This window comes from Ramlibacter sp. JJN2-2R (genome assembly GCF_057747835.1).
This window is the reverse complement of sequence record NZ_CM173226.1, coordinates 3,469,870-3,481,555: the sequence shown is the minus strand read 5'-3', so window position 1 is coordinate 3,481,555 and position 11,686 is coordinate 3,469,870. Positions and strand designations below refer to the sequence as shown.

Below are 11,686 nucleotides of genomic sequence, written 5' to 3'. Positions count from 1 at the left end.
GGCCATGCAGCTCACCGGCAGGATCACGCCCGGCAGCCTCATGACGCTGGAGGCGTACGCCAAGTGGCGCAAGACGCACCAGGCGCAGGTGATCGCCCACCGCAAGCTGCGCACCGTCCACCTGGGCGAGCACCTCACGCTGCAGTTCGAGAGCGAGCTGAGCATCCGCTACCAGATCCAGGAGATGCTGCGGATCGAGAAGATCTTCGAGGAGGAGGGCATCCAGCAGGAGATCGACGCCTATGCGCCGCTGGTGCCGGACGGCGCCAACTGGAAGGCGACGCTGCTGCTGGAGTATCCCGACGTCAACGAGCGCAAGCGCGAACTGGCGCGGCTGATCGGGGTGGCGGACCGCATGTTCGTCGAGGTCGAGGGCCACGAGCGCGTCTACGCCATCGCCGACGAGGACCTCGATCGCGAGACCGACGAGAAGACCTCGGCGGTGCACTTCCTGCGCTTCGAGCTTCCGCCCGCGGCGGTGCAGGCCGTCAAGGCCGGCGCCGGCGTGAAGGCCGGCTGCGACCACCGCAACTATCCGGCGCACGTGGCCATCGCGGCCGAGACCCTGGCCTCGCTGGCCGGCGACCTCAGGTCGGCGTGAACAGGTCCACGCGGTCGGTGATGATGCCGTCGGTGCCCAGTGCGATCAGGCGCTGCGCGGCCCACTCGTCGTTGACCGTGTAGCTGAGGCAACGCATGCCCGCCTCGTGCACCTGGCGCACGAGGTCCGGCGTCCAGAGGTTCTGGTTGCACACGATCGCCGCGCATTGCAGGCGCCGGGCGACGTCGAACCAGCCGTCCCACAGCGTGTCCACCAGCAGCCCGCGCGGCAGCTGCGGCGCGGACGCCAGGGCGCCCTGCAGCGATTCGGGCCGGAAGGACGTGAGCAGCGGCGGCACGTCGGCGTCCGCCCACAGGCCGGCCGCTTCGCGCGCCACCACCTCGCCGGTGCGCAGCTCGGTGCCCGGCGTGGGCTTGATCTCGATGTTGAGCAGGTGGCCGTTGGCGCGGCAAAAGCGCGCCAGGGCCTCCAGCGTCGGCAGGGGCTCGCCGGCATGGGCGCGGGAGTGCCAGCCGCCCGCGTCCAGGCGCGACAGCTCGCTCCAGGGGCGTTCGCCGCCGATGCCGGTGCCGCTGGTGGTGCGGTCCAGCGTCGCGTCGTGCATCAGGAAGACGACGCCGTCGGCCGACAGCTTGGCGTCGCATTCGAACATGCGGTAGCCGTGCGCGGCGCCCAGCCGGAAGGCGGCCAGCGTGTTCTCCGGGGCGAGCTTGCCGGCGCCGCGGTGGGCGATCCAGCGCGGATACGGCCATCCGGGACCCGCGGACCCGATGGCCTGTGGCCGCACCGGGCTCGATCCCACCCCAGCAGCACTCATGACGAGAGCCGCTTGCCGCTGGCGGCGTCGAACCAGTGCAGGCGATCCTCGCGCGGCAGCACGTGGATGCGGTCGCCCGTCTTCGGCGACGGCCGGCCCTCCTCGATGCGCACGATCAGCTGCTCGCCGTCCAGGCGGCCGTAGACCAGGCGCTCGGCGCCCAGCAGTTCCACGGTCTCGACCTGCACCGGCCAGCCGCTCGTGCCGATGTCCAGGTGCTCGGGGCGGATGCCGGTGATGGCGCCGGCGCGGCCGCCGGGCGCGTTCTTCAGCAGGTTCATGGGCGGCGAGCCGATGAAGCTGGCGACGAAGGTGGAGGCCGGGCGGTGGTAGACCTCCTCGGGCGTGCCGAACTGCTCCATCACGCCGGCGTTCATCACCATCATGCGCTGCGCGAGCGTCATCGCCTCGACCTGGTCGTGCGTGACGAACAGCGAGGTGATGCCCAGCTCGCGGTGCAGTTTCTGGATCTCCAGGCGCGTCTGCGCGCGCAGCTTGGCGTCCAGGTTGGACAGCGGCTCGTCGAACAGGAACACCTGCGGCTGGCGCACGATGGCGCGGCCCATGGCCACGCGCTGGCGCTGGCCGCCGGACAGCTGGCGGGGCTTGCGGTCCAGCAGGTGGCCCAGCTCGAGGATGGCGGCGGCCTTGTCGACGCGAGTGCGGATCTCGTCGACCGGCATCTTGCGGATCTTCAGGCCGTACGCCATGTTGTCGTAGACCGACATGTGCGGGTACAGCGCGTAGTTCTGGAACACCATGGCGATGTCCCGCTCGGCCGGCTCGAGGTCGTTGACCACGCGGTCGCCGATGGCGATCTCGCCGCCGGAGATTTCCTCCAGGCCGGCGACCATGCGCAGCAGCGTGGACTTGCCGCAGCCCGACGGGCCGACGATCACCACGAATTCCCCATGGCCGATCTCGGCGTTGACGCCGTGGATGACCTGCAGTTCCTGCTTGCCCTTGCCGTAGCGCTTGATGACGTTGCGCAGCGCGATTCCACTCATTCGGTGTCCCTCATCTCTGATCAGTCGAGGACAGAGCAGCCGCGCGTCGCGCTTGCTGGTCTGTCCCCGATGTCATTACTTCTCCGTATCCACCAGGCCCTTGACGAACCACTTCTGCATCAGCGTCACCACCAGCGCGGGCGGCAGCATCGCGAGCACCGCGGTGGCCATCACCACGTTCCACTCGATCTGCGCGTCGCCGCCGGTGGGCATCATCGCCTTGATGCCCAGCACCACCGGATACATGCTCTCGTTGGTCGTGACCAGCAGCGGCCACAGGTACTGGTTCCAGCCGTAGATGAACTGGATGACGAACAGGGCCGCCGTGCTCGTGGCCGACAGCGGCAGGAGCACGTCCTTGAAGAAGCGCATCGGACCCGCGCCGTCCATGCGGGCGGCTTCCGCGAGTTCGTCCGGCACGGTCAGGAAGAACTGCCGGTACAGGAAGGTGGCGGTGGCCGACGCGATCAGCGGCACCGTCAGGCCCGCGTACGAGTTGAGCAGCCCCAGGTCCGACACGACCTTGTAGGTGGGCAGGATGCGCACCTCCACCGGCAGCATCAGCGTGATGAAGATGGCCCAGAAGAACGCCATCCGGAACGGGAACCGGAAGTACACGATGGCGAACGCGGACAGCAGCGAGATCGCGATCTTGCCGATGGCGATGGACAGCGCCATCACCAGGCTCACCGTCATCATGCGCGCCACCGGCGCGTGCGAGCCGCCGCCGCTGCGCTCGCCGGAGAGTGCAGCGCGGTAGTTGTCGACGAAGCTGTCGCCCGGGGTGAGCGACATCGGCACCTGCAGGATGTCCTGCGTGGTGTGCGTCGACGCGACGAAGGTCAGGTAGACCGGGAAGGCGACGATGGCCACGCCGAGGATCAGCACCACGTGCGTGAGCACGGACAGGAATTTATTGCGCTCGACCATCTCAGTAATTCACTTTCTTCTCGACGAAGCGGAACTGGATGACCGTCAGCGCGATGACGATGGCCATCAGCACGGCCGACTGCGCGGCGGAGCCGCCCAGGTCCAGGGCCTTGAAGCCGTCGAAGTAGACCTTGTAGACCAGGATGGCCGTGTCCTTGCCCGGGCCGCCGTGCGTGGCGGCGTCGATGATGCCGAAGGTGTCGAAGAACGCGTACACGACGTTGATCACCAACAGGAAGAAGGTGGTGGGCGACAGCAGCGGGAACTGGATGGTCCAGAAGCGGCGCCAGGCGCCGGCGCCGTCGATGGCGGCCGCCTCGATCAGCGACTTGGGCACGCTCTGCAGGCCGGCGACGAAGAACAGGAAGTTGTACGACAGCTGCTTCCAGACCGCGGCCATGATCACCAGCGCCATCGCGTGGTTGCCGTTGAGCAGCGGGTCCCAGGGGAAGCCGACGCTGTGCAGCCAGTACGCGATCACGCCGATGCTGCCGGAGAACATGAACAGCCAGACCACCCCGGCGACCGCGGGTGCGACGGCGTAGGGCCAGATCAGCAGCGTGCGGTAGGCGAGGGCGCTGCGCACGGTGCGGTCGGCGAAGTACGCCAGCACCAGGGACAGCACGATGCCCAGCACGGCGACCAGGATCGAGAAGAAGGCGGTGGTCTTGAACGACTCCAGGTAGCTGGCGTCGTCGAACAGGTTGCGGAAGTTCTCGAACCCCACCCATTCGACCGAGGTGCCGAAGGCGTCCTGCTGCTGGAACGACTGCACCAGCGCCTGGCCGGCCGGCCAGAAAAAGAACACCGCGATGATCGCGACCTGCGGCGCCAAAAGCACCCACGGCAGCCATGCCGACCTGAACGTGACCCGCTTCTCCATGGGCCGCTATTGTCCATGAAGCTCGACGGTGTCCGGCCAAAAAAAAAGCCCCGCGGCTGCGGGGCTCGTGCGAAGTGTCCCGCCGGTGGCGGGAACGCGCGACGTTCAGGACTTGCCCTTGTTCGCCTTCTCGAAGCGCTCGAGCAGTTCGTTGCCGCGCTGGACGATGGCGTCCAGGGCTTCCTTGGCGGTCTTCTTGCCGGCCCAGACCTGCTCGAGTTCCTCGTCCTCGATGGCGCGGATCTGCACGTAGTTGCCCAGGCGGATGCCGCGCGACTTGTCGGTGGTCTTGCGGATCATCTGGTTCACCGCCGTGTCCGTGCCCGGGTTCTGCTTGTAGAAGCCCGACTGCTCGGTCAGCTTGAACGAGGCCATCGTGATCGGCAGGTAGCCGGTGCGCTTGTGGCTGGCCGACTGCACTTCGGGGTTGGACAGGTAGTCGAAGAACGCGGCGACGCCCTTGTACTCCTCGGCCTTCTTGCCGGACATCACCCACAGGCTCGCGCCGCCGATGACGGTGTTCTGCGGGGCGCCCTGCACGTCGGGGTAGTACGGCAGGGTGGCGACGGCGTACTTGAACTTGGCGTTCTTCGACACGTTGCCGTAGAAGCCCGACGACGTCGTGATCATCGCGCACTCGCCGGAGACGAACGAGCCCTCGGCGGTGTTGTTGCGGCCCTTGTAGACGAACAGGCCCTGCTTGGCCATGTTGCCCAGGTTCTCGATGTGGCGCACGTGCAGCGGCGAGTTGGCGACCAGGCGGGCGTCCATGCCCTTGAGGCCGTTGTCCTTGGTCGCCAGCAGCGTGTTGTGCCAGGTGGAGAAGCTCTCCAGCTGGGTCCAGCCCTGCCAGCCGATGGTCAGCGGGCACTTGTGGCCGCTGGCCTTGAGCTTCGCGGCGGCGAGCGCCACTTCGGGCCACGTCGCGGGCGGCTTGCTGGCGTCCAGGCCCGCCTTCTCGAAGGCGTCCTTGTTGATGTAGAAGACGGTGGTCGAGCTGTTGAACGGGAAGCTCATCATCTGGCCGTTGGGCGCCGTGTAGTAGCCGGCGACGGCAGGGATGTAGGCCGCGGGGTCGAACTTCTTGCCGGCGTCGGTCATCACCTTGGTGACCGGCACGATGGCGCCCTTGCTGGCCATCATGGTGGCAGTGCCCACCTCGAACACCTGCAGGATGTGCGGCGCATTGCCGGCGCGGAAGGCGGCGATGGCGGCCGTCATGGACTCGTCGTAGCTGCCCTTGTAGACGGGCACGACCTTGTAGTCCTTCTGCTTGGCGTTGAAGTCCTTGGCGAGATCGTTGACCCACTCGTTGTTGACGGCGGTCATCGAATGCCACCATTGGATCTCGGTCTGGGCCTGGGCGGCCAGGCTGCACGTGGCCGCGAGGACGAGCGCGGAAAGCTTCAGTTTCATGGATACTCCTGGATGAGGGTCGGTCACCGGGGCGTGACTCTACAGTCAATTTGTGACAGCCGATTAGAAGTGCAGCCGCCCGGCGCGCCTACCGGGCTTTCCATGACTGGCGGCTGACTGCGCACCCCGCCGGCGGACCAGGTCGTGTTGCACTGCGGTAACATCCCCGGTCAGCCGCCTTCCTGATCGTTCGGCTGACGCAGCGTCCCGCCTGTTGCGAGGGACGCGACCCGGAACGATGAACGCACCCACCACGCTCGACCAGCTCCTGGCTGCGGCTTCGGACGAGGCCCCGCGCCTGCGCGAGATTCCGTACAACTACACCTCGTTCTCCGACCGCGAGATCGTGATCCGGCTGCTCGGCCCGCGCGCCTGGGAGCTGCTCACCCGGCTGCGCGAGGAGCGCCACACCGGCCGCTCGTCCCGCATGCTGTACGAGGTGCTGGGCGACATCTGGGTGGTCCAGCGCAATCCCTACCTGCAGGACGACCTGCTGGACAACCCCAAGCGGCGGCGCCTGCTGGTCGAGGCGCTGGACCACCGCCTGGCCGAGATCGAGAAGCGCCGCACGCCGGGGCAGGACCCCGAGCGCGATGCCCTGGTGGGCGAGCTGCTGGCGTCGGCCCGCGAGGCCGTGCGCGCCTTCGATGCGGGTTTTCGCGAGACGGCGGACCTGCGCGCCCGGGCGCAGCGCGTGCTGCGCCGGCACACGGCCCGGGACAACATCAAGTTCGACGGGCTGTCGCGCGTCTCGCACGTGACCGACGCCACCGACTGGCGCGTCGAATACCCGTTCGTGGTGCTCACGCCGGACACCGAGGCCGAGATGGCCGGGCTGGTCAAGGCCTGCATCGAGCTGGGCCTGACCATCATCCCGCGCGGGGGCGGCACCGGCTACACCGGCGGCGCGATCCCCCTCACCTGGAAGAGCGTGGTCATCAACACCGAGAAGCTGGAGGCGATGACCGAGGTGGAGCCGGTGGCGATTCCCGGCCACGCCGAGGCGGTGCCCACGATCTGGACCGAGGCGGGGGTGGTGACGCAGCGGGTGGCCGACGCCGCCGAGCGCGCCGGCTACGTCTTCGCCGTCGACCCGACCTCCGCCGAGGCCTCGTGCATCGGCGGCAACATCGCCATGAACGCCGGCGGCAAGAAGGCGGTGCTCTGGGGGACGGCGCTGGACAACCTGGTGTCCTGGCGCATGGTCACGCCGCAGGCCGAGTGGCTGGAAGTCACCCGCCTGGACCACAACCTCGGCAAGATCCACGATGCCGAGCTGGCGAGCTTCGAGCTGCGCTATTTCGCCGCCGACGGCAGGACCGAGCTGCGCCGCGAGCGGCTCGCCGTGCCCGGGCCGGCCTTCCGCAAGGAGGGCCTGGGCAAGGACGTCACGGACAAGTTCCTCTCGGGGCTGCCGGGCATCCAGAAGGAGGGCACCGACGGCCTGATCACCAGCGCGCGCTGGGTGGTGCACCGAATGCCGGCGCACACGCGCACGGTGTGCCTGGAGTTCTTCGGCAACGCCAGGGACGCCGTGCCGAGCATCGTCGAGATCAAGGACTTCATGTTCGCCGAGAAGGACCGCAGCGGCGTCCTGCTGGCCGGCCTGGAGCACCTGGACGACCGCTACCTGAAGGCGGTGGGCTACGTCACCAAGTCCAAGCGCGGCGGGCTGCCCAAGATGGTGCTGGTGGGCGACATCGTGGGCGACGACCCGGACGCGGTGGCCCGCGCCACCTCGGAGGTCGTGCGCATCGCCAATTCGCGCAGCGGCGAGGGCTTCGTGGCGATCAGCGCCGAGGCGCGCAAGCGGTTCTGGCTGGATCGCAAGCGCACGGCCGCCATCAGCAAGCACACCAACGCGTTCAAGATCAACGAGGACGTGGTGATCCCGCTGCCGCGGATGGCCGAGTACACCGACGGCATCGAGCGCATCAACATCGAGCTGTCGCTGCAGAACAAGATCCGCCTGGCCGACGAGCTGGAGGCGTTCTTCAGCCGCGGCAACCTGCCGCTGGGCAAGCAGGACGACGCCGGCGAGATCCCGTCGGCGGAGCTGCTCGAGGACCGCGTGGCCCAGGCGACCGCCCTGGTGCGCCAGGTGCGCGGCCAGTGGCAGGAGTGGCTGGCCGGCGTCGATGCGCTGTTCCCGCAGCTGCAGGACCACAGCCTGCGCGCCAGCTGGAAGACCCAGATCCGCGCGCCGCTGGAGCAGGTGTTCTCCGGCGCGCCGTTCCGGCCGATCCTGGACGAGGTGAACGCGATCCACAAGCGCGTGCTCAAGGGCCGCGTGTGGGTGGCGTTGCACATGCACGCCGGCGACGGCAACGTGCACACCAACATCCCGGTCAACAGCGACGACTACGAGATGCTGCAGGCCGCGCATGCGGCCGTGAAGCGCATCATGGCGCTGGCCCGCGCGCTCAACGGCGTGATCTCGGGCGAGCACGGCATCGGCATCACCAAGCTGGAGTTCCTGACCGACGCGGAGATCGCGCCGTTCGCCGACTACAAGCAGAAGGTCGATCCCGAGGGCCGCTTCAACAAGGGCAAGCTGCTGCGCCACGCGCAGATGGATTCCCCGACCTCGGTCTATGCCGACCTGACCAACGCCTACACGCCCAGCTTCGGTCTGATGGGGCACGAGTCGCTGATCATGCAGCAGTCGGACATCGGCGCGATCGCCGATTCGATGAAGGACTGCCTGCGCTGCGGCAAGTGCAAGCCGGTGTGCGCCACGCACGTGCCGCGCGCGAACCTGCTGTACAGCCCGCGCAACAAGATCCTGGCGACCTCGCTGCTGGTGGAGGCGTTCCTGTACGAGGAGCAGACCCGCCGCGGCGTGTCGATCAAGCACTGGCAGGAGTTCGAGGACGTTTCGGACCACTGCACCGTCTGCCACAAGTGCGCCAGCCCGTGCCCGGTGAAGATCGACTTCGGCGACGTGTCGATGAACATGCGCAACCTGCTGCGCAAGATGGGGCAGAAGAGCTTCCGCCCCGGCAATGCCGCGGCGATGTTCATGCTCAACGCGACCAACCCGCAGACGATCAAGCTGGCGCGCACCGCGATGGTGGACATCGGCTTCAAGGCCCAGCGCCTGGCCAACGACCTGCTGCGCGGCTTCGCGCGCCGGCAGGTGACCCTGCCGCCGTCGACGCACGAGCGCGCGCCGCTCAAGGATCAGGTGATCCACTTCGTCAACAAGAAGCTGCCCGGCGGGCTGCCGAAGAAGACGGCGCGGGCGCTGCTGGACATCGAGGACAAGGACTACGTCCCGATCATCCGCGACCCCAGGGCGACCACCGCCGAGACGGAGGCCGTCTTCTACTTCCCTGGCTGCGGCTCCGAGCGGCTGTTCTCGCAGGTGGGGCTGGCCACGCAGGCCATGCTGTGGCACGCGGGCGTGCAGACGGTGCTGCCCCCGGGCTACCTGTGCTGCGGCTACCCGCAGCGCGGCTCGGGCCAGTACGACAAGGCCGAGAAGATCATCACCGACAACCGGGTGCTGTTCCACCGCGTGGCCAACACGCTGAACTACCTGGACATCAAGACCGTGGTGGTCAGCTGCGGCACCTGCTACGACCAGCTGCAGGGCTACGAGTTCGACAAGATCTTCCCCGGCTGCCGCATCGTCGACATCCACGAGTACCTGCTGGACAAGGGCATCAAGCTGGAAGGGGCGGGCGCCTACCTGTACCACGACCCCTGCCACACGCCGATGAAGCTGCAGGAGCCGATGAAGACCGTCAAGGCGCTGGTGGGCGAGAACGTGCGCAAGTCCGAGCGCTGCTGCGGCGAGTCGGGCACGCTGGGCGTGACGCGCCCGGACATCTCCACCCAGGTGCGCTTCCGCAAGGAGGAGCAGCTGCGCATGGACGAGGCGGCCCTGCGCGCCGCGGGCGCGGTGGGCGAGCGCGAGAACATCAAGATCCTCACCAGCTGCCCGAGCTGCCTGCAGGGCCTGTCGCGCTACAACCACGACCTGCAGAACGGCCTGCTGGAGGCCGACTACATCGTGGTCGAGATGGCCAACAAGATCCTCGGCCCCGACTGGCTGCCGCAGTACGTGCACGCGGCCAACCAGGGCGGCATCGAGCGCGTGCTGGTCTGACGCGATGGGCCCGGTCGCCGGCTGCGTGCTCTGCGAGACCGACGGCGGCCTGCTCGTCGCGCGCACGCCGCGCCTGCGCGTGATCCGGGCCCAGGAGGACGGGCGCTTTCCCGCCTTCTACCGGGTCGTCTGGCAGGCCCATGCGGCCGAGTTCTCCGACCTCACGCCGCCCGACCGGCAGCACTGCATGGAGGCCGTCGTGCTGGTCGAGCAGGCACTGCGCCGTCACCTGCAGCCGCACAAGGTGAACCTCGCCGCGCTCGGCAACGCGGTGCCGCACCTGCACTGGCACGTCATCGCCCGCTGGTCCTGGGACAGCCATTTCCCGGCCCCCGTCTGGGCGGCCGAGCAGCGTCCGGCGCCCGCCGAGCGCCTGCGCGAGATCGCCGGGCGCCTGCCGGCGCTGGAGGCCGACCTCGCGGCGGCCTTCGGCCGCCTGGCGGACGAGCACCGGCCGGCGTGAAATTCGCACGCCACCCGGCGCGCCGGCGCGCAGCCGCGAGCTCGACAGCGTGTATAAACCTCCGGCAACACAAATACACACGGGAAACCAGACGTTTCCGGAGGACGCCATGTTCGGGCCCAAGACTCAGACCCTCGCTTTGCTCGCGGCGGGCGCCTTGCTGGCGCTGGCCTGCGGGCCGGGGCGCGCCCAGACGGCCGGGGAGGTCGAGTTCTCGCGCGGCGTCGGCTTCGCCCAGACCGCCGGCCAGACCCCGCGCACGCTCGGCAAGGGCCTGGAGCTGCGTGAAGGGGACCGGCTGACCACCTCGGAGGGCGCGTCGGCCATCATCAAGCTCCAGGACGGCACCCGCATGACCGTGCGCCCGAACTCCGAGCTGGTGCTGCAGCAGTACCACTTCAAGGAGAACGCGCCGGACAACGGGATGCTCATGCAGCTGGTGCGCGGGGGCTTCCGCGCCGTGACCGGCCTGATCTCCAAGGGCTCGCCCAACGCCGCGCGGGTGCAGACCAGCACGGCCACCATCGGCATCCGCGGCACGGATTTCGACGCCCGCCTGTGCGCCCGCGACTGCGGCGCCGAGTCGGCCCGCGTCGCCGACCAGGCGCGTCCCAACGCGGTGCTGGCCAGCGCCAAGCTGATCCAGTCGCAGGGCGAGGTCTACGCGGTGGACGCCAACGCCGTGCGCCGCCGGCTGGTCGACGGCGGCAGCATCTATCCGGGCGACGTGGTGGAGACCACGGGCGGGCGGGGCGTGCTGGCGTTCCGCGACGACAGCCGCGTCACCGTCGGCCCGAACACGCGCTTCCGTGTCGACAACTTCGTCTACGACGAGCAGAACGCCGGCGAGGGGCGCTTCCTCGCGTCGCTGCTGCGCGGCTCGGTGCGGGCGCTGACCGGCCTGATCGCCAAGGCGAACAACCGCAACGTGGGCTTTGCCACCTCCACCGCCACCATCGGCATCCGCGGCACCGGCTTCGACCTGGCGTGCCCCGGCGATTGCAGCGAGGGCAACCTGACCGTGTACACCTGGCTGGGCGCCGTCACGGCGCAGCAGAACGGCCAGCCCGCGACGCAATACCTGCCGGCGGGCCAGGGCGTGGTCTTCAGCCCCACCGGCAGCCTCCCGATCAGCGTCCCGCCGCCGATCGAAGGTCCGCGTCCCGACCTGGTGGTGCCGCCGCCCAAGCTGTTTTCCAAGGAGGCGGTCTCCGACACGCAGGAGGGCCTGTTCGTCTTCGTTCGCGACGGCCACATCGAGGTGGCCACGGCGGGCGAGGTGCTGCACCTGGGCAAGGGGGAGGCGGGCTTTGCCGGCCAGAACGGCGAGACGGCGCGGCCGGTCAGCATCCCGAAGTTCATCGACTTCGACAAGCTGCCGCTGCCCACCGCGAAGAACCCGCTGCTGGTGTCGGTGCTGACGGAGAGCGAGATCAAGCCGGCGGCGGTCTGCAAGTAGCCCCGCGCGGGTGACAACCCGCGGCGGGCGATGGA

The 11,686-nt window shown here is 68.7% G+C and carries 9 protein-coding genes; 4 read left to right on the top strand and 5 right to left on the bottom strand.

Annotated features, from left to right (window positions below; translation table 11 throughout):
- The first annotated feature begins 4 nt into the window (after positions 1-4).
- Complete coding sequence (locus AC3ANR_RS16870; protein WP_488289262.1) at positions 5-601, top strand: DUF3501 family protein; 597 nt, start codon at positions 5-7, stop codon at positions 599-601.
- On the opposite strand, the gene ugpQ is transcribed toward AC3ANR_RS16870, so the two are convergent.
- The 5 genes from ugpQ to ugpB all read right to left on the bottom strand — a co-directional run bounded on the left by ugpQ (position 588) and on the right by ugpB (position 5,615).
- Entirely contained in the window at positions 588-1,364 is a 777-nt protein-coding gene (gene ugpQ / locus AC3ANR_RS16865) for a glycerophosphodiester phosphodiesterase (RefSeq protein WP_488289261.1), read from the bottom strand. The genes AC3ANR_RS16870 and ugpQ overlap by 14 nt on opposite strands.
- Before the next feature lie 11 nt (positions 1,365-1,375).
- Entirely contained in the window at positions 1,376-2,386 is a 1,011-nt protein-coding gene (locus AC3ANR_RS16860; RefSeq protein WP_488289260.1) for a sn-glycerol-3-phosphate import ATP-binding protein UgpC, read from the bottom strand.
- 75 nt (positions 2,387-2,461) lie between these two features.
- Positions 2,462-3,316 carry a sn-glycerol-3-phosphate ABC transporter permease UgpE gene (gene ugpE / locus AC3ANR_RS16855; RefSeq protein ID WP_488289259.1) on the bottom strand — a complete coding sequence of 285 codons (855 nt, stop codon included), beginning with the start codon at positions 3,314-3,316 and terminating at the stop codon, positions 2,462-2,464.
- Between the two features lies 1 nt (position 3,317).
- Positions 3,318-4,199 carry a sn-glycerol-3-phosphate ABC transporter permease UgpA gene (gene ugpA, locus AC3ANR_RS16850; RefSeq protein ID WP_488289258.1) on the bottom strand — a complete coding sequence of 294 codons (882 nt, stop codon included), beginning with the start codon at positions 4,197-4,199 and terminating at the stop codon, positions 3,318-3,320.
- Positions 4,200-4,304: 105 nt separating this feature from the next.
- On the bottom strand, positions 4,305-5,615 hold the full coding sequence (gene ugpB / locus AC3ANR_RS16845) for a sn-glycerol-3-phosphate ABC transporter substrate-binding protein UgpB (RefSeq protein ID WP_488289257.1): 1,311 nt from the start codon (positions 5,613-5,615) through the stop codon (positions 4,305-4,307).
- Positions 5,616-5,853: 238 nt separating this feature from the next.
- Here ugpB and AC3ANR_RS16840 point away from each other — a divergent pair, with 238 nt between their 5' ends.
- The 3 genes from AC3ANR_RS16840 to AC3ANR_RS16830 all read left to right on the top strand — a co-directional run bounded on the left by AC3ANR_RS16840 (position 5,854) and on the right by AC3ANR_RS16830 (position 11,651).
- The gene (locus AC3ANR_RS16840) at positions 5,854-9,729 is read left to right on the top strand and encodes a DUF3683 domain-containing protein (RefSeq protein ID WP_488289256.1); all 3,876 of its coding nucleotides are present in this window, start codon (positions 5,854-5,856) and stop codon (positions 9,727-9,729) included.
- A 4-nt stretch (positions 9,730-9,733) separates the two neighbouring features.
- Positions 9,734-10,192: an HIT family protein gene (locus AC3ANR_RS16835; protein WP_488289255.1), complete on the top strand. Its 459-nt coding sequence runs from the start codon at positions 9,734-9,736 to the stop codon at positions 10,190-10,192.
- A 109-nt stretch (positions 10,193-10,301) separates the two neighbouring features.
- Positions 10,302-11,651, top strand: coding sequence for a FecR family protein (locus AC3ANR_RS16830; protein WP_488289254.1), 1,350 nt, complete (start codon positions 10,302-10,304; stop codon positions 11,649-11,651).
- The last annotated feature ends 35 nt before the right edge of the window (positions 11,652-11,686 follow it).

Excerpts from the sequence above, each read along its gene's own strand:
- AC3ANR_RS16870 (WP_488289262.1), top strand. The coding sequence starts at position 5 with ATGCAGCTCACCGGCAGGATCACGCCCGGCAGCCTCATGACGCTGGAG.
- AC3ANR_RS16860 (WP_488289260.1), bottom strand. The coding sequence starts at position 2,386 with ATGAGTGGAATCGCGCTGCGCAACGTCATCAAGCGCTACGGCAAGGGC.
- ugpE (WP_488289259.1), bottom strand. The coding sequence starts at position 3,316 with ATGGTCGAGCGCAATAAATTCCTGTCCGTGCTCACGCACGTGGTGCTG.
- ugpA (WP_488289258.1), bottom strand. The coding sequence starts at position 4,199 with ATGGAGAAGCGGGTCACGTTCAGGTCGGCATGGCTGCCGTGGGTGCTT.
- ugpB (WP_488289257.1), bottom strand. The coding sequence starts at position 5,615 with ATGAAACTGAAGCTTTCCGCGCTCGTCCTCGCGGCCACGTGCAGCCTG.
- AC3ANR_RS16840 (WP_488289256.1), top strand. The coding sequence starts at position 5,854 with ATGAACGCACCCACCACGCTCGACCAGCTCCTGGCTGCGGCTTCGGAC.
- AC3ANR_RS16835 (WP_488289255.1), top strand. The coding sequence starts at position 9,734 with ATGGGCCCGGTCGCCGGCTGCGTGCTCTGCGAGACCGACGGCGGCCTG.
- AC3ANR_RS16830 (WP_488289254.1), top strand. The coding sequence starts at position 10,302 with ATGTTCGGGCCCAAGACTCAGACCCTCGCTTTGCTCGCGGCGGGCGCC.